The organism is Lachnoanaerobaculum orale (genome assembly GCF_003862485.1).
GTDB lineage: Bacteria > Bacillota > Clostridia > Lachnospirales > Lachnospiraceae > Lachnoanaerobaculum > Lachnoanaerobaculum orale.
In genome coordinates this window covers 430,203-456,434 of sequence record NZ_RRCM01000001.1, presented here as the reverse complement: position 1 = coordinate 456,434, position 26,232 = coordinate 430,203, and the positions used below count along the sequence as shown (strand labels likewise).

15 protein-coding genes and 1 pseudogene are annotated in these 26,232 nt (G+C 39.5%); 3 read left to right on the top strand and 13 right to left on the bottom strand.

The window, feature by feature from the left end:
• Positions 1–209: 209 nt before the first annotated feature.
• The 6 genes from rpoC to adhE all read right to left on the bottom strand — a co-directional run bounded on the left by rpoC (position 210) and on the right by adhE (position 17,986).
• Positions 210–4,040: a DNA-directed RNA polymerase subunit beta' gene (gene rpoC / locus EHW90_RS02275; RefSeq protein ID WP_124950920.1), complete on the bottom strand. Its 3,831-nt coding sequence runs from the start codon at positions 4,038–4,040 to the stop codon at positions 210–212.
• Positions 4,041–4,135: 95 nt separating this feature from the next.
• Positions 4,136–8,038, bottom strand: coding sequence for a DNA-directed RNA polymerase subunit beta (gene rpoB, locus EHW90_RS02270; protein WP_124950918.1), 3,903 nt, complete (start codon positions 8,036–8,038; stop codon positions 4,136–4,138).
• A gap of 256 nt (positions 8,039–8,294) precedes the next feature.
• On the bottom strand, positions 8,295–12,995 hold the full coding sequence (locus EHW90_RS02265; protein WP_124950916.1) for a hemoblobin-interacting domain-containing protein: 4,701 nt from the start codon (positions 12,993–12,995) through the stop codon (positions 8,295–8,297).
• 339 nt (positions 12,996–13,334) lie between these two features.
• On the bottom strand, positions 13,335–14,480 hold the full coding sequence (locus EHW90_RS02260) for a cation diffusion facilitator family transporter (protein ID WP_124950914.1): 1,146 nt from the start codon (positions 14,478–14,480) through the stop codon (positions 13,335–13,337).
• Positions 14,481–14,605: 125 nt separating this feature from the next.
• Positions 14,606–15,361, bottom strand: coding sequence for an aminoglycoside phosphotransferase family protein (locus EHW90_RS02255; protein ID WP_124950912.1), 756 nt, complete (start codon positions 15,359–15,361; stop codon positions 14,606–14,608).
• Between the two features lie 24 nt (positions 15,362–15,385).
• The gene (gene adhE, locus EHW90_RS02250) at positions 15,386–17,986 is read right to left on the bottom strand and encodes a bifunctional acetaldehyde-CoA/alcohol dehydrogenase (protein WP_124950910.1); all 2,601 of its coding nucleotides are present in this window, start codon (positions 17,984–17,986) and stop codon (positions 15,386–15,388) included.
• A gap of 160 nt (positions 17,987–18,146) precedes the next feature.
• Between adhE and EHW90_RS02245 the strand changes: the two genes are divergently transcribed.
• Complete coding sequence (locus EHW90_RS02245; protein WP_124950908.1) at positions 18,147–18,419, top strand: type II toxin-antitoxin system prevent-host-death family antitoxin; 273 nt, start codon at positions 18,147–18,149, stop codon at positions 18,417–18,419.
• On the top strand, positions 18,406–18,720 hold the full coding sequence (locus EHW90_RS02240; protein ID WP_124950907.1) for a type II toxin-antitoxin system RelE/ParE family toxin: 315 nt from the start codon (positions 18,406–18,408) through the stop codon (positions 18,718–18,720). Before EHW90_RS02245 ends, EHW90_RS02240 begins: the two co-directional genes overlap by 14 nt.
• A 60-nt stretch (positions 18,721–18,780) precedes the next feature.
• On the opposite strand, the pseudogene EHW90_RS02235 reads toward EHW90_RS02240, so the two are convergent.
• From EHW90_RS02235 to EHW90_RS02205, 7 genes and pseudogenes are all read right to left on the bottom strand, one after another.
• Positions 18,781–19,138: pseudogene (locus EHW90_RS02235) on the bottom strand (ClbS/DfsB family four-helix bundle protein); the annotation flags it as partial.
• Between the two features lie 12 nt (positions 19,139–19,150).
• Positions 19,151–19,765 carry a GyrI-like domain-containing protein gene (locus tag EHW90_RS02230; RefSeq protein ID WP_007595898.1) on the bottom strand — a complete coding sequence of 205 codons (615 nt, stop codon included), beginning with the start codon at positions 19,763–19,765 and terminating at the stop codon, positions 19,151–19,153.
• A gap of 63 nt (positions 19,766–19,828) precedes the next feature.
• Positions 19,829–20,728, bottom strand: coding sequence for a helix-turn-helix transcriptional regulator (locus tag EHW90_RS02225; RefSeq protein WP_124950905.1), 900 nt, complete (start codon positions 20,726–20,728; stop codon positions 19,829–19,831).
• 271 nt (positions 20,729–20,999) lie between these two features.
• Entirely contained in the window at positions 21,000–22,031 is a 1,032-nt protein-coding gene (locus EHW90_RS02220; RefSeq protein ID WP_034211775.1) for a sugar kinase, read from the bottom strand.
• 13 nt (positions 22,032–22,044) lie between these two features.
• A complete protein-coding gene (locus EHW90_RS02215; protein WP_124950903.1) occupies positions 22,045–22,695 on the bottom strand; it encodes a bifunctional 2-keto-4-hydroxyglutarate aldolase/2-keto-3-deoxy-6-phosphogluconate aldolase in 651 nt (216 codons plus the stop codon).
• Between the two features lie 106 nt (positions 22,696–22,801).
• Complete coding sequence (locus tag EHW90_RS02210; RefSeq protein ID WP_124950901.1) at positions 22,802–23,557, bottom strand: IclR family transcriptional regulator; 756 nt, start codon at positions 23,555–23,557, stop codon at positions 22,802–22,804.
• Positions 23,557–25,035, bottom strand: coding sequence for a UxaA family hydrolase (locus tag EHW90_RS02205; protein WP_124950899.1), 1,479 nt, complete (start codon positions 25,033–25,035; stop codon positions 23,557–23,559). Before EHW90_RS02205 ends, EHW90_RS02210 begins: the two co-directional genes overlap by 1 nt.
• A gap of 166 nt (positions 25,036–25,201) precedes the next feature.
• On the opposite strand from EHW90_RS02205, the gene EHW90_RS02200 reads away from it, so the two are divergent.
• Positions 25,202–26,203: a LacI family DNA-binding transcriptional regulator gene (locus tag EHW90_RS02200; RefSeq protein ID WP_124950897.1), complete on the top strand. Its 1,002-nt coding sequence runs from the start codon at positions 25,202–25,204 to the stop codon at positions 26,201–26,203.
• Positions 26,204–26,232: the final 29 nt, after the last annotated feature.

Genomic DNA, 26,232 nt, shown 5'->3' with positions numbered 1-26,232 from the left:
AGATATAAACTTTAAACTGAACATAGAAAAAATAAAACCGTGTATATGACTTTATTTTATGATGAATACATATATTTTGCAATAACAATATTCTTATGAGCAAGAACTAAAGCCGGAAATAACTTCCTTCACCCAAACACTTGGCATAAAATCAAAAGAGACCGCTCTTTTGGCAGTCTCTCTTATCTATATAACCGTAACCGGCTATTTTATTCTTCTGTATCTGTTGCTCCGTCTGTTTCCTCATCTGATACAGACTGTGCACTCTCATCTGCAGAATCCTTTGCATCATTTTCTACAGGCTCTTCTTTTACAGGCTCTTCTTCGTTAGCCTCTTCTTTTGAAGTTTCCTCAGAAAATTCTTCCTTATCGACCTCTTTTTCATGTGCCTTTTCTTCCTGTTCAAGGGCTTCCTTAGCATCAGCTATAAGCTCATCCTTTATATCAAGAAGTGCAGGATCGTCCTCGCTTAAGATTATTTCATCATCTTCTCCGATGAACTCATCTGTATTCAAAGTTACATTTCTGTATCTCTTCATACCTGTACCTGCAGGTATAAGCTTACCGATAAGTACGTTTTCCTTAAGTCCGATAAGGTGATCCACCTTACCGTTGATAGCGGCTTCTGTAAGAACCTTTGTAGTCTCCTGGAAGGATGCTGCTGAAAGGAATGAGTCTGTAGCAAGTGATGCCTTGGTAATACCGAGCATTACCTGCTTACCTTCTGCAGGAGTCTTACCCTCCGCAACAAGCTTTTCATTCATATCGTTGTAATCCAGAACATCCATTGAATTTCCCGGAAGTACATCAGCATCATTGTTCTCTTCTATTCTTACCTTCTTAAGCATCTGACGGACGATAACCTCGATATGCTTATCGTTGATTTCAACACCCTGAAGTCTGTAAACTCTTTGTACTTCACGAAGCATATAGTCCTGAACGGCACGAACACCCTTAATCTTAAGAATATCATGTGGGTTTACACTACCTTCTGTAAGCTCGTCACCTGCCTCAAGCACATCACCGTTTGATACCTTGATTCTTGAACCGTATGGTATAAGGTATGTCTTTGACTCACCTGTTTCATTATTTGTAACAATGATTTCACGCTTCTTCTTGGTATCCTTAAGCTCTACAACACCGCCGAACTCTGTGATAATTGCAAGACCCTTAGGCTTTCTTGCCTCGAAAAGCTCCTCGACTCTAGGAAGACCCTGTGTGATATCTCCACCGGCAACACCTCCGGTATGGAAAGTACGCATAGTAAGCTGTGTACCCGGCTCACCGATAGACTGTGCTGCAATAATACCTACAGCTTCACCTACCTGTACAGCCTGTCCTGTAGCCATGTTTGCACCATAACATTTGGCACAGATACCTGTATGTGATTTACATGAAAGTATTGTTCTTATCTTTACGCTGTCTCTGTTAAGCTTATCAAGTACCTTCATTACCGCAGCGGCTCTCTTCGGAGTACACATATGATTTGCCTTGATAACCACTTCACCTGTATCAGGATCTGTGATAGTCTCCGCAATATATCTGCCTGTGATTCTCTCCTCAAGGCTCTCTATAACTTCCTTGCCGTCCGAGAATGCTTTGATTTCCATATATGGAATATCCTTGCCCTCACAGCAGTCTGTTTCACGAACTATTAAGTCCTGTGAAACGTCTACAAGTCTTCTTGTAAGGTATCCTGAATCGGCTGTACGAAGAGCCGTATCTGAAAGTCCTTTTCTCGCACCGTGAGCTGAGATAAAGTACTCCAAAACGTCAAGACCCTCTCTGAAGTTTGACTTGATAGGAAGCTCGATAGTGTGACCTGTCGTATCCGCCATAAGACCACGCATACCTGCAAGCTGCTTTATCTGCTTATCTGAACCTCTCGCTCCTGAGTCCGCCATCATAAAGATGTTGTTGTATGCATCAAGTCCGTCAAGCAGGTCTCTTGTAAGCTGCTTATCGGTCATATCCCAAGTCTTTATAACTTCCTTGTATCTCTCTTCTTCAGTGATAAATCCACGGGCAAAGTTCTTTGCGATTCTGTCTACGGTTGCCTGTGCATTCTTTATAAGCTCAGGCTTACTTGCAGGCACTGTCATATCTGAAATGGAAACTGTCATAGAGGCAATAGTTGAATACTTGTATCCGATTGCCTTTATATCATCAAGCACTTCAGCCGTTCTTGAAAGTCCGTGTACGTTGATAACCTTTTCAAGGATCTGCTTACACTGCTTTTTCTTTACAAGGAAATCAATCTCAGGCTTTAATTCATTGCCCGGAATACTTCTGTCCACAAATCCGAGGTCCTGAGGTATTATCTCATTGAATAAAAGTCTACCCACTGTAGAATCTACAGTCTCCGACAAAATCTCTCCGTTTTCAAGTTCCTTTGTCATTCTGACCTTTATCTTTGAATGTAATGTAACAATCTTGTTGTCATATGCAAGTATTGCCTCATTTACACTCTTAAAGAACTTACCTTCTCCCTTTGCTCCCAGTCTCTCCTGTGTCAGATAGTAGATACCGAGTACCATATCCTGTGAAGGTACGGCAACAGGTCCTCCGTCTGAAGGCTTAAGCAGGTTATTCGGTGAAAGAAGTAAGAATCTGCACTCAGCCTGTGCCTCTACTGAAAGAGGAAGGTGGACAGCCATCTGGTCACCGTCAAAGTCGGCGTTGAAAGCGGTACATACAAGCGGATGAAGCTTGATAGCCTTACCCTCTACAAGTACAGGCTCAAATGCCTGAATACCGAGTCTGTGAAGTGTAGGCGCTCTGTTGAGCATTACAGGATGCTCTTTGATAACATCCTCAAGTATATCCCATACTTCCGTCTGCATTCTCTCTACCATCTTCTTGGCAGATTTTATATTGTGTGCAGTACCCTTTTCTACAAGCTCTTTCATTACAAAAGGCTTAAACAGCTCAATAGCCATCTCCTTCGGCAGACCGCACTGATATATCTTAAGTTCAGGTCCTACTACGATAACGGATCTTCCCGAATAGTCAACACGCTTTCCAAGGAGGTTTTGACGGAAACGTCCCTGCTTACCCTTTAACATATCTGAAAGTGATTTAAGCGCTCTGTTTCCCGGACCTGTAACAGGTCTTCCTCTTCTACCGTTATCTATAAGAGCATCTACGGCTTCCTGTAACATTCTCTTTTCATTTCTGATAATGATATCAGGGGCACCAAGCTCCAAGAGTCTTGCAAGACGGTTGTTTCTGTTTATAATTCTTCTATATAAATCATTAAGGTCACTTGTTGCAAATCTGCCGCCGTCAAGCTGTACCATAGGTCTGATATCAGGCGGTATTACAGGCACATTTGTGAGTATCATCCACTCCGGCTTATTGCCTGAGCTTCTGAAAGCCTCCACTACATCAAGTCTCTTAATAATCTTTGCTCTTTTTTGTCCGGTTGCATCCACCAATGCTTCTCTCAGCTCTTCAGACTCTTTTTCAAGGTCGATATTGCTAAGTATTTCCAAGATGCTCTCCGCACCCATGCCGGCTCTGAATGAGCCGTAGCCATAGCTTTCGATTGCATCTCTGTACTCTCTTTCCGAAAGCACCTGCTTATAGTTAAGAGGTGTATCTCCTCCGTCAAGTACTATATATGATGCAAAGTACAATACTTTCTCCAAGATACGAGGTGCTATATCCATGATAAGACCCATTCTTGAAGGAATACCCTTAAAGTACCAGATATGTGATACCGGAGCTGCAAGCTTTATATGACCCATACGCTCTCTACGCACGCTGGATTTTGTTACCTCTACTCCACATCTGTCACAGACTGTGCCTTTGTAGCGTATCTTCTTGTATTTACCACAATGACATTCCCAATCCTTGCTAGGTCCGAATATTCTTTCACAGAACAGACCGTCTCTCTCCGGCTTTAATGTCCTATAGTTGATAGTCTCAGGCTTTGTAACCTCACCGTGAGACCACTGTAGTATTTTTTCAGGAGAAGCCAAACCAATCTTGATTGCGTCAAAAGAAATTGGCTGATAAGCATCATTGTTTTCAGGCATAAAATTGCTCCCTTCTATATAAAACGATAAATCGACTTCATTTATTTTATGCCGCCCCTGATACGGGGCGGTTTCAGTATTCACTGTCTTAACGATTACTCGTCAAAGTTATCTGCATCATCATACGGCTCTTCATTATAAGGAGAATCATCCCCTGTATCGCCTGCACCTTCATAGTCAGCATCTACATCTTCTTGTGAATCGCCTGCTTCATCAACCGATACAAACTCTCCATCCTTTACTACCTGCTCACTATATCCTGCATCTTTGAACTCGTCCTTGCCGTGGTGTCTGCTCTCACCCTCTATAATAGAGTGTATACTTAGGTCGGCATACTCGGTATTTTCCTTAAGCTCCACTTCCTCGCCGTTCTCACCGAGGACACTTATATCAAGTCCAAGTGACTGAAGCTCTTTTAGAAGTACCTTAAATGACTCAGGAACGCCTGCATCAGGTATATTTTCACCCTTGATTACAGCCTCATAAGTCTTTACACGTCCTGTAACATCATCGGATTTTACTGTTAGAATCTCCTGTAAGGTGTATGAAGCACCATATGCCTCAAGTGCCCAAACCTCCATCTCTCCGAATCTCTGTCCGCCGAACTGCGCTTTACCGCCGAGCGGCTGCTGTGTAACAAGTGAGTAAGGACCTGTAGATCTGGCATGGATCTTATCATCTACCATGTGGTGAAGCTTAAGATAATGCATGTGACCTATTGTAACAGGGCTGTCAAAGTACTCTCCGGTTCTACCGTCACGAAGTCTTACTTTACCGTCTCTTGAAAGAGGAACACCCTCCCAAAGCTTTCTGTTCTCAAGATGTGAACCGAGGTAATCTATAACTTCAGGCTCCAATACATCCTTATACTTTTCTTCAAAGCTGTCCCACTCGGTATTGACATAGTCATTAGCCACTTCAAGCATGTTCATAATGTCGTTCTCGTTTGCACCGTCAAAGACAGGAGTTGCAACATTAAATCCAAGTGCTTTTGCCGCAAGTGAGAGGTGAATCTCAAGCACCTGTCCGATGTTCATACGTGAAGGCACACCCAGAGGGTTAAGCACGATATCAAGCGGCCTACCGTTCGGAAGGAAAGGCATATCTTCTACAGGCAATACTCTGGAAACAACACCCTTGTTACCGTGACGGCCCGCCATCTTATCACCGACTGAAATCTTTCTCTTTTGTGCTATATAAATTCTTACATTCTGTGTAACTCCCGGAGCCAATTCATCTCCGGCTTCTCTTGTAAATACTTTTGCATCAACAACGACACCGTATGCACCGTGCGGTACCTTAAGTGAAGTATCTCTTACTTCTCTTGCCTTCTCACCGAAGATTGCACGAAGCAGTCTTTCTTCAGCTGTAAGCTCGGTCTCTCCCTTCGGAGTAACCTTAACTACAAGAATGTCTCCGGCTCTTACCTCGGCGCCGATTCTTATGATACCTCTCTCATCAAGGTCTTTAAGAGCGTCATCACCTACACCCGGTACATCTCTTGTTATCTCTTCAGGTCCAAGTTTGGTTTCTCTTGCCGCACATTCGTATTCCTCGATATGAATAGATGTGTATACATCATACTCTACAAGTCTTTCACTGAGGAGTACGGCATCCTCGTAGTTATATCCTTCCCATGTCATAAATCCGATAAGAGGGTTCTTTCCAAGTGCTATCTCACCGTTGTATGTGGAAGCACCGTCTGCAATAACCTCACCTGCATTGACATGGTTGCCCTTAAATACTATAGGCTTTTGATTATAAGAGTTTGACTGGTTACTTCTTGCAAACTTGATAAGCTTATAAGTATCAAGTACCGCATCGTCATCTCTTTTTATAACAATTTTATCTGATGAACATTCCGTTACAGTTCCCGAATTCTTTGCAACCACACATACACCTGAATCGACTGCCGCCTTGGTCTCCATTCCGGTACCTACTACAGGAGCATCGGTGATCATAAGAGGCACGGCCTGTCTTTGCATGTTTGATCCCATCAGCGCACGGTTCGCATCATCGTTTTCAAGGAAAGGAATCATACTTGTAGCAACCGAGAACACCATTCTAGGTGATACGTCCATCAAGTCAATATTTTTCTTTGCAAACTCTGAAGTCTCGTCACGGTAACGACCTGATACATTGTTGTGTACAAAATGTCCTTCAGCGTCAAGCGGCTCATTCGCCTGTGCTACAGTGAAGTTGTCCTCTTCATCCGCTGTAAGATATACAACATCATCCGTTACTACAGGGTTTAAAGGATCTATCGACTTATCCACCACACGATAAGGAGCTTCTACAAATCCGTACTCGTTTACTCTTGCAAAGCTTGCAAGTGAGTTGATAAGTCCAATGTTCGGTCCTTCAGGTGTCTCAATAGGGCACATTCTTCCATAGTGAGTATAGTGAACGTCTCGAACCTCAAATCCGGCTCTCTCTCTTGAAAGACCTCCCGGTCCCAAAGCTGAAAGTCTTCTCTTGTGAGTAAGCTCTGAAAGCGGATTGTTTTGATCCATGAACTGGCTCAGCTGTGAACTTCCGAAGAATTCCTTCACCGCAGCTGTTACCGGCTTAATATTTATAAGTGACTGAGGTGTAATGGAGTCTATGTCCTGAGTGGTCATTCTCTCTCTTACAACTCTTTCCATTCTTGTAAGACCGATACGGTACTGATTCTGCAACAGCTCTCCCACCGCTCTTATTCTTCTGTTTCCCAAGTGGTCGATATCATCCTTGTTTCCGATATGCTCTTCAATATGCATGTTGTAGTTTACGGTAGCAAAGATATCTTCCTTTGTGATATGCTTAGGAATAAGCTCGTTGACACTCTTTTCGATTGCCTTTATAAGCTCTTCACCCTCATTCTCTTCCATAAGCTTTTTAAGTACAGGATAATATACCTGTTCGGTAATACCTATAGACTTAGGATCGCTAAGCTCAGGCACATAGCTTTCGATATCTACCATCAGGTTTGAAAGGACTTTTACTTCTCTCTCAACTCCATGTACCCACACTGCAGGAATTGCCGCATTTTGAATAGCTGTAGCTATATCCGCATCCACTACGGTCTCAGCCTGTGCAATCACCTCGCCTGTGTTCTCATCCACTACATCTCTTGAAAGAGTATGTCCTTTTATTCTGTTCTTGAAGTGAAGCTTTTTATTGAACTTATATCTTCCAACCTTTGCCAAGTCATATCTTCTGGCATCAAAGAACATTGACCTTAAAAGTCCTTCCGCACTGTCTACTGAAAGCGGCTCACCCGGTCTTATCTTTTTATACAGCTCTAAAAGACCGTCCTGATAATTCTCGGAAGGATCTTTTGCAAAGCTTGCCATAATCTTCGGCTCTTCTCCGAACATATCTATAATCTGTGTGTTTGTTCCAAGTCCGAAAGCACGCAAAAGTACTGTAATCGGAACTTTTCTTGTTCTGTCCACTCTTGCGTAAAAAATATCATTTGAATCCGTTTCGTACTCAAGCCATGCACCTCTGTTCGGGATGACCTGACACATAAACAACTCTTTACCTATCTTATCATGTTCTATTGTATAATAAATACCCGGTGAACGAACCAACTGGCTGACAATAACTCTTTCTGCACCATTTATTACAAATGATCCGGTATCAGTCATCAGCGGTAAATCTCCTAAAAAGATCTCGTGCTCATTTATCTCGTCCTTATCTTTATTTATAAGTCTGATTTTCACCTTTAGCGGAGCTGCGTATGTTGTATCTCTGTCTTTACACTCTTCTATGGAATATTTAACTTCATCTCTTGCCAACTTGAAATTGACAAAATCGAGGCTAAAATGTCCTGCAAAATCTTCTATAGGAAATATATCTCTAAAAACTTCTTTTAGACCTGCATCCAGGAACCATTGATATGAGTCTTTTTGTATCTCTATCAAGTTCGGCATTTCCAGAACTTCTTTTTGTGTCTGGAAACTCATCCTCATGCTCTTTCCGGAAGTTATCGGACGCATCTTGCTTCTATCCATTGACGTTTCACCCCTGTATATTTTTCTGGTATGAATTTAGATTTTTCTATGATATAATAGCAAAATCATTTCATTTAGTTTAGCCTTTTGGCAAGTTACATTATCTGGGCACCTATCAAAGGGCATAAAAATCCCTACAATAGTGCAACTTTCATCTTACAAAAAGAAGTTCCGTCTGTCAATCCCAAACATTTGTTCTTTGTCGTATTTTATATAAAAAATGCCGACCCGCTATGGAGTCGACATGATTTTTTATTTATCTGTTTGCATTTGATGATGTAGCGGTTTCTACTGCACTTAAGTCTCTTCTTGTTCTTCTGTTACCTGAAGTATTCTCAGCCACCTCTACATTAAACCTTATTGTATCAAAGTTTTCAGAGCTTATCACCACTTCATTGCTTGGCTGATTGAATCCGTCAAGTGAAAGGTCAATAAACTGAGTGTATCCAAAAGCCATATTTGCTGTAAGCTTATATGTAGCGGTATTGCTTATATTATAACCTTTGTTATAAGTAACACCGTTTACAGTCACAACAGCCTTACCCGACTTTATCAGTTCCGTAAAAAGCTTCAGCTGTGCTTTGTTTGTATCATCAAATGTCAGTCTAACATAATTGTCATAGCCCTTCTTAATCTCTGAGCCTGTAATAGCCGGTGTAGCTATCTGTGAAGATGTAGTATAGACTAAATCATCCATACCCTCTCCCTTAAATACAAGTTTATCTGCAAATCCCTTTATCTTTCTTGATTTTATGTAGATTACATTATCGTTGTCTACTGCAAAGCGCTCTCTGCCAAGTGTTGATATAATACCTTCTTCAACCTTTACGCCGTTTACTTCTACAGCGTTAAGCTTTTCTATAAACTCATCAATCTTAGCTTTCTCGCCCTTTAGTGTAACGGCATATACATCGGCATTATTATACTTTTTAAATTCAACCTTATCTACTTCCACAGCATTAACCGTAGGAACTACCGGTGCCGGTGCAACGCTTTCCGCTATGCTTCCGTCAGCATTCATTGTAAATGTAAGGTCCTTATATCCATCCGCCTTTACAACAAAATCAAACTTATTATCTGTGAAGCTGCCTGCCTTTACAGATAACTGACTGACTTTACCGCCATAAGTTGAATCCTCATGTGCCTTAAATTCTTTGTTGCTTCCATATCCGAATCCGAGGATGCCTGCTTTAGCATAATCCTCTCCGTTTACACTCACACTTGTGACCGCTTTCAGATACTTCTCAAGGTCACCTTCATTCATGCCTTCAAACTTTACTGTAAGCATATCATACATAAATGAGCTTGACTTTTTACCTGTATTTGCCTTAGGTGTATCCTTGCCCTCTTCTGTAAAAGGAGCAACCGGTGTTATCGGTGTTACAGGAGTCACAGGACTTACCGGAGTTACAGGTGTTATCGGTGTCACAGGTGTTACAGGACTTACAGGTGTTACCGGTGTCACAGGTGCGGCAGTTTCCTTCTGTGCAATATTTACCTTAACAGACTGCACGGCATAGTTTACGTCGCTTGACTGCAAGTAGATTGTATATTCTCCGGCATCTTTAAAGAGTCCTCCTCGAAGAGTAATCTTTCCGTCCGCTATATCATATACCGTATCCGAAGTATTGCCGCCTGCAAATGCCGATATTACATCTCTTATAGTTCCGTCAGGATTTTGTACCCTTACGCTTCCAAGCTTACTTAAGAAGTCACCCTTCTTAGGATCATCATCCTTAACAGCCTTTATCACTACAGCCGAATCGGTCTCATGCTTATCACTTACATCTGTAAGCTCTATATTCTCAAATGTATCGGTTATATTCATTTCAAGCTCTATCTTCTCAAAACCTGTAGAATCAAGTGCTATCTTATGCTTTCCTACCAAAGGATTCAGATATTTGTTGAATGCACTCTTATAGATTATGATACTCTTACCGTCCGCACCAATCTCATACTGCTTCAGATAGTTGTCACTTCTAAGCGGTGAACCGGAACCGTCAAGCATGATCGAATTAAGATTCTTTATAAAGTCGGCATTATCGGTAGTTATTGTAAAGCTGTCCGCAACAGGAGCTGTAAGTCCTGTAAATGTAGGTGCATCCTCTCCCACAAGATTTCCGTAGCGATATACCGTACCGAGCTTACCGTTCTCAAGCACATTCTTTACATTGCCTACCATCTCTCTTGTCTTAGCATCTGATGATTTTATATAATCTTCAAATGTCAATACATTTCCGTCAAGTCTTGCGTCTTTATATGCATCTACAAAGCTGTTTAACTCATAAAGTTTTCCCTTGTCGTCTCCGACTATCGCCTCAGGAGTCTGGTCAAACCACCAATTCATTACCGCATCGGAATCCTTACTTCTAAGTCCGATTTCATTCAGAACCATCGCATTTGTAAGCAAGTCATAGTCATAAAGCAAATATCCGTTTATCATCATACTTCCGGTTGCGCTTGATGTGGCGTCAGCCTTACCGCCGGACTTCTTCGTAGCACCCGATACACTGTCCGCCTTCTTGCCTGAACTTGATGAACCTGTGTATCCTCCTATAACTACGGATGAAGTACTTGATGACTCTCTGTTTCCCGAATGTATCTTACTTACTGTAGGAGTGGATATTGCATCAACAGGCTTTGACGAATCCTTATCGCCTGTGGTTGCAGCCGATGAACCGTCGCTGTTTAAGACTTCAAATTTCTTTGTCATTGTCTTATAGCCCTTGGCGTAAATAGTAGCCGTATACACTCCCGCTACATCTGTATACACCTTACCGGATGTCTTATCAGTTCCGCTGATGTGCATAAGTCCCATTATATTGTACCAGCTGTCATAATGTGGTAACTCTATCACGGAACCGTCAGGCTTTGTAATTGTCACCTTATACATAACAAGACCGTAGTCATTGCCGAAGCTCTGCAATCCCTTAGGATCCTCTATCTTAAATCTTATATCTCCGCCAACCTTAGGATTCGGTGTAGAGCTGTCTCTTACCACCTTGAAATCGGTTTTGGTTACAAGTGATATAGGAAGACTTACCCTTTTAGAATTCTTTGAAGAACCTACACTTACATAGTAGTCTCCTCTGCTCCTTGCATTGTTTTGAGGAAGCGGAATATTTATAACTCCGACCTTGCCGTATTTTGTTTCTTTACTTTTATTGTATACAAGGTTCTGATTTATAATATTGTGATCCTCGTTAAGGAGTTTTATATTGTTAAGTCCGTCAAACCAAGCCTCCTGCTCCTCATTCTCAAGCTGAAGCTTTATCTTTATATTTCCTGTTCCTACATTATCTATCTCCGTCACAGGTATATAGTACTTTGAAGGAACTGTTTCGGTAGACGAATCTGTCTTTTTAGTCTGTAATGTAAATGTTGTCTTTGCAGGATCTTTTCTGACCTTACCTTCATTGTCAAATGTTTCAAGCAGATAATCAAACTTTGTCATAGGTCCGTTTGACAGTACATACTTCGGAGCCTTTACAGAGGTATTTGTTATATTCTTTTTCTCACCGCCTGCAAGTTTGATATCCTGAGTATCATTATCAGCCTTACTTACTATCTGCAATGCCGACGGATCTTTTACGGTTGAAAGCCACTTTACCACATGTCCTTCATCATCCACCTTGGTCATGCTTGATGTGACATCCGTACCGTCTACAAGCACCTTGTAATTGTCAATCGTTCCATATTTGAATGTAACCACTACATACTGACCGAAATCCGTATTAACATTTTTTGTATAATTTACATATGCAAATTTATCGTTATTTGTAGCCTCGGTACTTGAGTTACTTCCTGTATTATTTGTTGCCTCACTGTTTGAGGTGTTCCCTGCGTTATTGGTTGTCTCACTGTTTGAGGCGTTCCCTGCGTTATTGGTTGTCTCACTGTTTGAGGTGTTTCCTGCGTTATTTGTTGCCTCACTGTTTGAGGTATTCCCTGCGTTATTTGAAGCCTCGGCACTTGAGGTGTTCCCTGAGTTGCTTACGGCTTCACTGCCTGTTTGATTTGTTGTTGCACCTTCATTGTTTAAAGTCGCATCAACTCCCGCATTTTCTACTATACTGCTTACATTATTTCCTGCACTGGCACTACTCTCTGCATCACCTGTCGAATGTCCGCCGTTAACACTACCTTCTTGTATTCCTGAAACCTGATTTTGTGTTCCGTTACTTACTGTATTATTATTTCCTGCGTTATTTGTTTGTACATTAGCTGTATCGGAACCGTTTTGGCTTACACTACTGTTTCCAACTGAACTTTTACCTGAGTCTCCTTGCAAACTGCCTGTGCCGCCTTGTGAAGCACTTCCTTGCAAACTGCCCGTTCCGCCTTGTGAAGCACTTCCTTGTGAGCTGCCCGATCTTCCTCGTGAACCGCCACCTCGCGAACTGCCCGCTCCGCTTCTTGAACCGCCCGATCCGCTTCTTGAACCGCTCTTTGAACCTGCGCCGCTCCTTTTTGCCGCTGACTGATTTACAGTATTTCCGACTATACCTGAGGCTGATAAATGCCCTTTACCCTGTGAGAACATAACCTTTCCGTCTTTTTCCCACTTGCCGTCAGCATTTACCTTGTAACCGTCAGGTGTTGTGGTATTTACAAGCAAAGCTCCGCTTTGAGTGTCGAAATAATAGCAATATCCGTCTATCCAATTCCATCCTGTGAGCATCTTGCCCTCTTGTATACCTTTAGCAGTATCCAAAAAATACCACTTTCCGTCAGTATCCTGCAACCAGCCTGTCTTCATAAGACCTGAAGCATCCAGGTAGTACCATCCGCTTGGAGTCTTTGTCCATCCTACAGCCTTGGCACCGTTGTCATTTATATAATTCCATCCGCTCTGCTCCCTCTTCCACGATCCGGCAAAAGCAGGTGTAACCTGTGTTGTAGCCATCAATATGCTAAGTGCACCGACGCCCACATTAAAAATAAGCTTTCTTTTCATAAATCTCCTATTACATTTTGGTTAGTGGCCTCTAACTTTTTTACTTAAATAAAGGAAAGTTGCACCACAAAAAAGCATTTAAATCATAATGTTATACTGCAACTATGACTAAATACTATTGCAAAAACGCTCTCCTTTGCATTTAAGTACTATATTATTGCTTAGGTTAGCTATATCTAACTTAAAAGATTATACTAAAAGATAAATTTATCTTCAAGTTTTTTCATGTACTTTTTGTGTTTTTAAAATACTTAATATATACATTGCAATAAATTTAATATCAAAAAATATAGGCGGTGTACAAAATCATCTATACACTGCCTATTGTCTGAAATTTAACTATTCTCCTGTGAATTCTGTATCTATATTCACATGTATATCATACTGCGGGAATTGCTCTTTCAATATTCTGTTTACATTTTCTATAACAGTTTCCGGTTTTATATCAAAATCTCTTGTAATATCACAGTATATAGTCATATCTTTTTCATCAATTACTATTCCGTGATAGTTAATGATATGCCTTTCACTGTCCTTATAATTTTTAAGCAACGCCTTTATCTTTTTATATCTCTCATCTTTTACGTCCACCGAATAAAATCCGAATACAAGGAATACATTATATTTATTGTAAATCTTTGTCTGCGCCTCATGTAAGATAGGGTACATCTCTCCTATGCTTCTGTTGTCCTCTATTTCAACATTTATTGAACCGGTATAGAAGTCCGGACCGTAGTCATTTAATATAAGGTCAAAGCAATTTATAACCCCCTCCGTACTCCTTGCTATCTCCTTTATTCCTCTAACCATATCTCCGTCCACTCTCTCACCGAGAAGTTTCTTTATTGTATCCGATAATACTTCATAGGCAGTCTTTAAAATAAATACCGAAATAATAATACCTGCAATACCGTCTATTGAAATCTTTGTAAATATGTATACGGCTGTAGAAATAAGTGTCACTACAGATACTATTGCATCATTTTTGGCATCCGCACCTGAAGCTTGCAGTGCACCTGAATTGTACTTTACTCCGCTGTTTTGTGTATATGTCCCCAATATTATTTTAGCCACAATTGTTGCAATAATTATTATCACAGTCACAACGCCTGTACTCATTTCTTCTTTGTGGAATACCGCCTTAGCCGAACTTATAAGTGACTGAAAACCTGTCAAAAATACGATACCTCCAATCAAAAGACTTGTCAGATACTCCGTTCTTCCATGTCCGAAAGGATGTTGCTTATCAGGTGCCTTACCTGCAAGCTTTGTGCCTATTATAGTGATAAGTGACGATGACGAATCTGTTATATTGTTTAAAGCGTCGCTGACAAGTGCAACCGATCCTGACAGTGCACCAAGCACAGCCTTTAAAACGCCCAAAAACAGATTTGTGACAATACCTGTTACAGACACGCCTATTATCTTTTTTCTTCTCTCTTGTGCATCTATTTTAAAATTTGATGATGTTACTCCCTCATTCATTTTATAATATTTAAATCTTTACTCCTTTCACTGTTTGAGTACCTATAGTATCACAAAAAAGGATTGTATACAATTATAAAATCATATACAATCCTTCACTTATAAGGTTATCATCAAAATCACTTCTATAAATAATCCACCACATCAATATACTGCATCAACAGTTCTTTTTCAGCCTCTATATGCTTTGACAATCTCTGTGCAGCAACTATTGAAAGCCACTTTTGTACATATTGCTTTGCAGTGTCTGATTTCTCGCAGTAAATATCCATATACATATCGGCCAAAGCCTTATCTGTAAGTGCAAATAAGAGATAGGTATTTGCAGCATCAGCAGCCGCATTTCCCTGAGTGGCATGAGACCAGTCGATTATTGATACCTCTCCATCTTCTCCCACAAGCACATTGCTTGGATTGAAATCCCCGTGACAAATCTTTGTATGCTTTTTCATTCCGTCAAGTCTGGTTAAAAGCTCATATCTAATGGTTGCATTAAGTTCCTTCAACTCATTTATCTGTCTGCTGAATTTAAGGTTCATTCTGTTAAGAAGCGGTGACGACTTGGTGTTTATATCAAGCTGAATATCCACAAACATATCCATATACTTTCTTATATTGTCCTTGTCCGACTCCATAATCTCTTTCAATGTCTTTCCGTTTTTCTTTGACATTATGATTGCCCATCCGTCATCCATCGCCTCTACAGCCAGCACCTTCGGAACATTAAGCCCTGTCTCTTCTATTCTTGCCTGATTGAGTGCCTCGTTAAATACATCAGACTTTGGATGCTCGCCACTGAATGCCTTTATAATACAATCTCTTGTTTCATATACCTTCTTATGCTTTCTCTCTACAATAAGCTTTTTGTTTGTCAAATCCATAATCAATCTCCTTTCCAATAGGTATTATCTGCCGTAATAAGCGTCTAAATACAGCTCTTTGATCTCGCTTATAAGCGGATATCTCGGATTTGCAGCAGTACACTGATCGTTGAATGCCTGCTCACTCATCTCGTCCAATGTATCCAAGAAGTATTTCTCTTCTACTCCGTAGAGTGCTATTGTCTCTTTAACCCCTATGAATTTCTTCAACTCTTCTATTTTCTTTATAAAGTTTTCAAATATCTCGTCATCATTCTTTCCGGTTACACCACAGTACTTTGCAGCCTCAACATATCTTGCTTTTGCCTTAGGATATTCATACTGCGGGAATGTACCCATTTTTGTAGGTACATCAGATGCATTGTATCTCATAACCCTTGTAAGTATTACCGCATTTGCAAGTCCGTGTGCTATATGGTGGAATGCACCGAGCTTATGTGCCATTGAGTGGTTTACACCGAGGAATGCATTTGCAAAAGCCATACCTGCAAGACATGAAGCGTCAGCCATCTTCTCTCTTGCAATCGGGTCCGCACTTCCGTTTTCATATGCTGAAGGCAGATAATCAAATACAAGCTTCATCGCTCTTAAAGCAAGTCCGTCAGTATAATCTGTAGCCATTATAGATACATATGCCTCAAGAGCATGTGTAAGGACGTCAATTCCCGATGCCGCTGTAAGTCCCTTAGGCTGATCCATCATATTGTTTACATCAACGATTGCCATATTCGGGAGGATTTCATAATCCGCTATAGGCCACTTTATTCCTGTATCTTTATCTGTAATGATGGCAAAAGGAGTAACCTCACTACCTGTACCTGATGATGTAGGTATTGCCACAAAATATGCCTTCTCGCCCATCTTAGGGAACTTATATACTCTCTTTCTGATATCCATGAAGTCCATTGCCATATCTTCAAAGTTAACTTCAGGATGCTCATACATTACCCACATTATCTTTGCGGCATCCATAGCCGAACCGCCACCAAGTGCTATGATTACATCAGGCTCAAAAGCTGTCATCGCCTTCACACCTTCTCTTGCACACTGAAGTGTAGGGTCCGGAGTTACATCAAAGAAGCATGAATATCTTATACCCATCTCATCAAGCTTGTTTGTTATAACATCCGTATATCCGTTCTTATAAAGGAATGTATCCGTTACAATAAACGCTCTCTTCTTATGCATTACATTTCCAAGCTCATCAAGTGCTACAGGCAGACAGCCTCTCTTGAAATATACCTTTTCAGGAGTTCTAAGCCACAACATGTTCTCTCTCCTTTGTGCTACAGTTTTTATATTTATAAGATGCTTAACGCCTACATTCTCCGAAACGGAGTTTCCGCCCCATGAACCGCAGCCAAGTGTAAGTGAAGGTGTCAGCTTAAAGTTATACAAATCTCCGAGACCGCCATGTGATGCAGGTGTATTTACAAGAATTCTGCAAGTCTTCATTGCATTCTGATGTATATTAAGCTTCTCTTTTTCGTTAACATCTATATAGATACCTGATGTATGACCGTAACCGCCGTCAGCAACAAGTCTTTCAGCCTTTGCAACGGCTTCATTAAATGTCTTTGCCTTATACATTGCAAGTACAGGTGAAAGCTTCTCATGTGCAAACTCTTCACTTATATCTACAGATTCAACTTCACCGATAAGAATCTTTGTATTTTCAGGCACGCTTACTCCTGCCATCTCTGCAATCTTATATGCAGGCTGTCCTACTATCTTTGCATTTAAAGAACCGCCTATTATTATAGTCTTTCTGACCTTATCAAGTTCATCTTTCTTCAGGAAATAACAACCTCTGTAAGCGAACTCTTTTTTTACTTCATTATATATGCTCTCCATTACGGTAACAGACTGCTCTGAAGCACAAATCATTCCGTTATCAAATGTCTTTGAGTGTATTATTGAATTTACAGCCATCTTGATATCTGCCGTTTCGTCAATAATTACAGGAGTATTTCCGGCACCTACACCTATTGCAGGCTTTCCTGATGAGTATGCGGACTTAACCATTCCCGGACCGCCTGTAGCAAGTATGATATCAGCCTCATGCATTACTTCGTTTGTAAGTTCAAGTGAAGGTACATCAATCCAACCTATTATGTTCTTTGGAGCACCTGCTTTTACGGCTGTTTCCAAAAGAAATTTTGCAGTATAGTTTGTACAGTTTTTTGCTCTCGGGTGCGGGCTTATGATAATGGCGTTTCTTGTCTTAAGTGCCAAAAGTATCTTGAATATAGCTGTTGATGTAGGATTTGTAGTAGGAATAACGGCAGCTATAACACCTATAGGCTCAGCTATTTTCTTTATTCCGAATATATCGTCCTCTTCAATCACACCGCAGGTCTTTGTGTCCTTATATGCGTTGTAGATATACTCTACCGCATAGTGATTTTTGATAACCTTATCCTCCAAGACGCCCATTCCCGTCTCTTCTACAGCCATCTTTGCAAGCTCAAATCTTGCCTTGTTGGCAGCCATAGCCACCTCATAGAATATTTTATCCACCTGTTCCTGAGAATAGGTCGCAAATTCTCTTTGAGCCTCTTTCAGTTCTTTCATTTTGATGCTCAAATTGTCGATGTTATCCACAATAAAATTCTTATCTGCCATATTTCCTCCGACATAATAAAATATATTTCGTTATTTTTTTAACATAGTTAAATGATACTATATTGTTATTTTTTTGTCAATATGATATTTCAAATTTTATTCTTTTAATCATTGAGTTTCTAAAAAAATAATATTATAATTTCTTTAGAAAGGAGGTTTTATGCCGATAATCAAATCCAGTACAGACTTACGTAACAGCTACAATGATATCTCCACATTTTGTCATAACACAAACGAACCTATATTTATTACCAAAAACGGTCGAGGTGACTTAGCCGTTATGAGCATTGACTTATATAATAAACTAACAAGTAAATATGAACTATATAGGCTTCTGGAACAAAGCGAAGATGACTTTTCAAACGGTCGTACATTAAGTTTTGAGGAGTCTATGAAATGTCTTCGAGAGGGATTAAATAATGGAACAGTATAGACTTATTGTTTCAGAAAATTATCACCGTGATATAAAAAATATATTACATTATATCTCTCACAACCTGGGTTCACCATCCACAGCATTAGAACTACTTGATGAAGTAGAAAACTCTTTATCTTCATTATCAACTTTACCATACCGTTTTAATCTGTCAGATGATGCTTATTTGAATAGTAAAGGTTTTAGAAAGTGTATTGTTAAGAATTACGTTATCTTTTATAAAGTTTTTGAAGATAGTAAGACTGTACAAATCCATAGAATTCTTCATTCACAACAGAATTGGTTGGAGATGTTATAAAACTTTAAAATAGCCACCACACCAATCCGGTGCAGTGGCTATAAACTATTTTATTCACACACTTCCTCCGACCCATTTATAAATACCTTTTGAAAAGAGTTCTTCATTTGTAAATTTTTCAGCTAACGCTAATACATCACTATGTGATTTATGAACCATTTTAATTGCGTCTTCAAGAGAAGTATTTTGATGTTTCTTCCAAAATTCCACATTCATATCTCCATAAGTTTTCCAGTTATATGGTTCAGGCAAAAATGGTTTTTCTTCTCCAATGCGCTTCTTTTTTCTTTTCATCTTTTGAAAAATCAAACGGTGTGTTTAACTCTTCCTCTGTCATCTTTGAAATAAGTAAATTTAACTTTTCATAGTTTCCCTTAGCAGCAGTCATTAAATCATTTTTTGTCGTTGGTCTTGGCATAATAAATTCCTCCTATTTCACTGAATATCTTAATATGGTTTTTTGTTTTTCTTCTGTTGTCCTGTTTTTATTACTTAAATATATTTCTTTATGAAAATCACCTATTCTTCTAAGATTAAGTTTTCTTGCAAATTCATTCATCTGTTCAAATGATTTTGGCTCCTCATCATAACTTCCAACATGTAAAATCTGAATGGATTTACCCTCTTCTATTTCTCTAAAACTCATCTCATCATACAATGCGTTAGGCTTTTTCTTTTTTATATTCTCAAGCGCCTTTGTGAATATCTCTTGTGTAATAAAATCAGGTTGTTTAATCATCAATGTGTATTCCAGTTTATTTTTATCAAGCTCTTCTCCATTTACTTTTTTCCAAAATCCCTCTAGTGGATATACCGTAAAATCTGCAATCTCGTTATCAGTTTTATTTTTCATTGAATTTTTAAACAACATTTTAATGGCATAAGCAAGAGAATATAAAGCGGATATTCTATCTGAAAAATCTACTTCATTCGGATTTCCTTTACCTTTTACCAAAATAAATTTTTGCTTTGGCACTTCTACAATGACAGGTTTTTGCTTTACGCCATAAATATTCTTTTCTTGTTTTCTCCACTCATATTTCATTATCAGGTCCTCCCTTTACAATTGGTTAATTTTATTATACAGGAGTATACTTGACACCATTTGTCATATTATATATTTTTCTGCCATTTTATTTATCATTTCTTTAATCTGCATTCGTATCTCTTTCGGTTCTAATACTTCCGCTCCATCCCCGAAAGAAAAAATATAATTGTATAGGTTATAGTCATTCGTTATTTCTATTTCCGAATATAAATTTCCATCATTATCTTCTATGATTTCTCCGTTTATCTCATCATATACTCGAAAGGCAACTTTACGATCAAACTTAACTTTTATATGCACCGTGTTCTCGTGTGGCATTTCTTTCTTGAGAATTGCATCTTCAAAGCTGTCATCAAACTTTTCAGTATGGATTTCTAAATTCTTTATACGGGACAATTTGAAATATCTAAAATCATTTCTAAGTAAACAGAAAGCATATAGATACCAGTCCTGACTCTTGAAAAGTAGTCTAACGGGTTTAACTCTTCTACTTGTTTCTTTTTCATTACTGCTAAAATATGTGAATGAAATAATGTTTTTACTTAAAATTGCAGATTTAATATCATTAAACGTTTGTTCATACAGCTTATTGTTTTGCCAATTATTAAAATCAACCTCTATCCAACCGGTATTTTTCATTTTAAAGAGTGCGGAAAGTTTTGTTAGAAGCTCATTCTCATGCTGTATTGCGGTATTATCCAATCCTTGAAGAGCTGACATAATTTGCTGTTTCTCATTTTCAGACAGCAATGATTTACTAAGCACAAAATCCTCAGCAATTTCTATTCCGCCGCCCTTTCCTTGCAACGCATAGATGGGAATACCGGCACTACTGATAGAGTCAATATCTCTATAAATTGTTCTAACTGATACCTCAAATTTATCAGCAAGTTCGCTTGCTGTGACTTTTCCCTTTTCCAGAATATAATATAGTATCCTAAACAGCCTATTATCTTTCATCGTCTTAACATCTCCTATAATTATTATATCACAATAACCGGACATACATTGTCATATTTTCATAAAAACTCTTAATCCTCCGAAGATATACTCTAACCACTTCTCCATTGATTATCTAATCATCATTAAGTAATACTGAAACTGTAGGGAATATAGTTATTCAACATGAATATATGTCACAGAAGTGACACTAAAAAAGAGAAAGATCCAATAAAAACAGAGCCGGCAACTCGCCGACTCCTTTTTATAGGAAAATACATATAAACTTTGATTATCTTTGTACTCTACCCGAGCCGTCTCCGCCTGCAAGGCTCTCAACATCTTCTCTTGTTACAAGGTTGAAATCTCCCGGGATTGTATGCTTAAGTGCTGAAGCCGCTACAGCAAATTCAAGTGCCGACTTAAAGTCTTTCTTATCGCAAAGTCCGCAGATAACTCCTGCTGCAAATGAATCACCGCCGCCGACTCTGTCTACGATCGGAGTTACATGGTATTTCTTTGAGTGATAGAACTCTCTTGTGCTTCCGTCCATGATACAAGCAGACCAGTCATTGTTAGAAGCTGAGAAGCTCTCACGAAGTGAGCTTATAACATATTTAAACTTAAACTGATCACACATCTGATTGAAGATATCCACATATCCGTTAAGCTCAAGTTCTCCTGCTGTAACATCTGTGTTGCCCGGCTTAAATCCGAGAACCTTCTCGGCGTCCTCTTCATTACCGATACATACATCTACATACTGCATAAGATTTGTCATTATTTTCTTTGCTTTCTCTGATGACCAGAGTTTCTTCCTGAAGTTTAGGTCTACAGATACTGTAACTCCGGCCTTCTTGGCAGCCTTAAGAGCAGCCTCTGTAAGCTCTGCCGCACTGTCTGAAACTGCAGGTGTAATACCTGTAAAATGGAACCAATCCGCATCTTTGAAAATCTCATCAAAGTCAAATTCATCCACCTTAGCTGTAGAAATAGAAGAATGTGCTCTGTCATATACTACATTTGAAGCTCTCATCGCTGAACCTGTTTCAAGGAAGTAGATACCCACTCTCTCACCGCTTCTTGATATATGCTTCGTTCCTACATTATACTTGCGAAGAGTTGCAATAGCCGCATCACCTATAGGATTCTTAGGTAACGCACTTACAAAATCCGCTTCATGTCCATAGTTTGCAAGTGAAACGGCAACATTTGCCTCACCGCCTCCATAGTTGATATCGAACTCATCCGCCTGAATAAACTTCTCATTGTTCGGAGTTGATAATCTGAGCATTATCTCTCCCATTGTAACTATCTTTGCCATAATTTCTCCAATACTATTTTCTTGCTGCCGCTACAGCCTCTACGAACTCTCTTGCCTTTGCAGTTACCGCCGCAAAGTCTCCTGTTTTTGCTCCCTTTGTAAGCGATGAACCTGTACCTACCGCACAAGCACCCGCCTTAATCCACTTGTCTACATTGTCAACGTCCACACCGCCGCTCGGCATGAAATCTCCCTGTGGAAGAGGTCCCTTAAATGAGCTTATTGCACCCGGTCCTACAACATTTCCCGGGAATACCTTTATAATATCGCATCCTGCTTCAAGTGCTGTAATAGCCTCTGTAGGTGACATAACACCCGGAAGCATAGGAATTCTGTATCTGTTGCAGAGCTTGATTGTCTCTACGTTAAGTCCCGGACTTACCACATAGTTTGCACCTGCAAGGATTACCGCTCTTGCCGTCTCAGGGTCAAGCACGGTACCTGCACCTATAACCACCTTGTCGTTATTTCTGTACTTATCAGCCATAAACTGTATGAACTCTACAGGATTGCCCTCATCCATAGTCATTGTAATCTCGATAAAATTGATGCCGCCTGCAACTATAGCATCTATTACCTTCTCGCCCTGCTCCTTGTTCTTCGCGCGAACAACGGCAACCAAACAATCTTCTTTCATTCTTGTAAGAACCTGTTCTTTTCTCATTTCAACCTCCATAATAATATAACTTTTACAATTTTATATTATTCGTATATACGAATCTGTATTCATATTTGCGATAATTTGATTGTAATTAACTTTCCAAGTCTTGTCAAGGCATATAGCCTAAAGATTTTGATATTTTAAAAGCTCTTTCTTTCAGTGTATTTCCAAGAGCAATATAGTCCTCATCTTTTCTGTAAAGACTTGACGCCGATATGGCACCTATGCACTCTCTTTTTTCATTGAAGACAGGTACTCCGACACATTCCATATGCTCTTCCACCTCTCTCTCATCAAGTGCAAAACCTCTGCTCCTTACAATATTTATGTTTTCAATCAGCTCATCCACGCCTTTAAGTGTAAATCTTGTAGCCTGCTTAAACTCGATGTCTTTTGTTATCTCCCTTATTTGTTCATCACTCATTGTGCTTAATATCGCCTTACCCAAAGAAGTGCTGTACACCGGATTTCTTGTTCCTATGGTGGCTGTGGTTATTATCGGATTCTCAGGTTCAAACTTTGATATATACACAATTTTTGTCCCTTCCAATACTCCGAAAAAACAGGTCTTTTTCAGTTCTTTTGACAGCTCCTTCAGTGCAGGATCTATAATCTCAGATATATTTCTGTTATTTGTATAGCTCATTCCGATCCTGTATGCATTCAATCCTATCTTATAGTTTCTCTTTGTACCTGTACTTACCTCAAGCATTCCCATATGTACCAAAGTCACCAAAATATCATAGCAACTCGTCCTCGGTATAGCGAGCTTCTCACAGATTTCATCCATATCAAGTCCGTCATTTGCCTTGGCTACAAGCTCAAGTATCTTTACACTTCTTTCTGTTGTGCGATTTATTTTCATTAAAGCGTTACTCCCTGTTTAAAGATTGCAAAGTCATGGAATCCTGCGATTTCAGACTTCACCTTCTTACCACTTGCAACCTCCAATACCAATTTGAATAAATCGTTTGCCAACTCGTCCTTTGACTTATCTTCTATCATCCTGCCAGCATTAAAGTCAATCCAGTTTCCCTTAGCCTTTGCCAGTCTTGAATTGGTGGCAATCTTTAAAGTCGGCACAGGTGATGCAAATGGTGTTCCTCTTCCTGTGGTGAATAATACTATATGTGCACCGCTCATTGCAAGAGCTGTAGCCGCAACAAGGTCATTTCCCGGTGAAGAGAGCAAATTTAAGCCCTTTGTCTTTAAAGTTTCGCCATAAGAAAGCACATCAACCACCTTGGCACTTCCCGACTTCTGTGTACATCCGAGTGACTTGTCCTCAAGTGTTGATATACCGCCCGCCTTATTTCCCGGAGAAGGATTTTCATATATAGTCTGATTATGATTTTTAAAATACATCTTAAAATCATTTATAAGAGCCACAGTCTTTTCAAAAGTCTCTCTGTCCTTACACCTCTCCATAAGAAGTGTCTCAGCTCCGAACATCTCAGGTACTTCTGTAAGTATTGTACTTCCGCCCTTTGAAATAAGGATATCGGAGAACTCTCCGACTATAGGATTTGCCGTGATACCTGAAAGTCCATCCGAACCTCCGCATTTCATCCCGATAATAAGCTCGCTTGCATCTATTTCTTCTCTCTTTTCATCGGCTATATTGTTTATAAGTTCTTCTACAAGTGAAATTCCTGTTTCTATCTCATCTTCCACCTCTTGTGAGATAAGGAACTTTACCCTGCTTTCATCTATATCTCCAAGATAGTCCTTCAACACAGGAATATTTGAGTTTTCACAACCAAGTCCAAGCACAAGCACACCTCCGGCATTAGGATGATTTATCATATCTGCAAGAATCTTTCTTGTATTTTCCTGATCGTCTCCCATCTGTGAGCAACCGTAAGGATGTACAAACGCTATAACATCCTCAACGCTACCCTTTATAAGAGACTTTGCTCTTCTTTCAATGGCCTGTGCTATATTGTTGACACAGCCCACAGTAGGAATAATCCATATCTCATTTCTTACTCCCACCTTGCCGTTCGCTCTCCTAAATCCCATAAAGCTCTCATGGGACGTCTCTTTTATCTCCTTTATCTTCGGAACATACTTGTATTCCAAAAGATCTCCAAGAGCCGTCTTTATATTGTGGGTATGTACATGGTCTCCGGCCTTTATATCTTCTTTTGCCAGACCTATTCTGTTTCCGTACTTGATAATATCTTCACCTGCACCTATATCCTTTAATGCCACCTTATGCCCTGCCGGAATATCACTGTTTGTCACCACACTTTCATTCCCTATAGTGATTTTTTCTCCGGCCTTCAATGCATTCAGTGCCACACATACATTATCCGAATCATTGATTTTGATATAATCCATCTCTTACTCCTTGCCAAATTTCAGTATTAAGCTTATAATAAATGTAAGCGTTTACAATCGCATTATACAAGGGATTTTTACAGCTTGTCAAGACGCAGATATGCTTGTATAGTAAAAGCTGTGAATTTATACTTTTACAGACTTTACTGTACGGTCTTGGAGGATTATGAATATATATGATATTGCAAACAGGGCAAATGTCTCTATAGCCACGGTTTCAAGAGTCATCAACAACAGCCCTAAGGTAAGTGAGAAAACAAGGAAAAAGGTTTTGGATATAGTGGATGAGCTTGGTTTTACTCCTAATGTCTTTGCAAGAGGGCTTGGACTTAATACTATGAAGACTATAGGTATACTTTGCTCAGACCCTTCAGATATCTATGTAGCCGGAGCATTGTCCTGCTTTGAAAAAATGCTTCGTAAAAACGGTTACGACTCACTTTTATGTTGCAGCGGCTATGATACGAAGAATCTGAAAAAATATATGGATATACTTATCTCAAAAAGTGTGGATGCCGTCATTATGATTGGCTCAAAATACATATCTTCAAGAGATAACAAAAATCTTATAAAAAACACTGCAAAATCCCTGCCAATACTTTTGATAAACGGCTCTTTAAAAGGTGAGAACATATATTGCTCATACTATGACGACTTTAACGCCACAAAAAAATGTGCAAATATGTTATACAAAGCCGGAAAAAGAAAACTGCTTTTTCTTTATAACTCCACATCGCAGTCCGCCAAAAGAAAACTTGACGGATTTATGAATGTATGTAAAGAGTACGAACATTCAGGTACCCTTTTTGCCGATCTTTTATGTACGGAAAACGATATAGAGTGTATTCTGTCGGCACTTTTTAAATTCAGTGAGGAGAATTTTATCCCCGACGGTATAATTGCAAGTGATGATTTCTTGGCAATGATTACACTGAAGTTTGCAAAGCAAAATAATATTTCTGTACCTGAAGACTTGTCTATAATAGGATATGATAATTCGATTTTTTCAAAGGTCTCATACCCTGAACTTACCACTGTAGACTCAAGGCTCTTTGATCTTTGCAGTCACAGTGTAAATACTCTTTTAGAGGTATTTGACGGGCAAACGCCTGAAAATATCAGAGTATTTGAGCCTGTGATTATTGAAAGAGATACTTTTAAGGCTTAGAATTTTTCTAAGCAGACTTATTGATATAT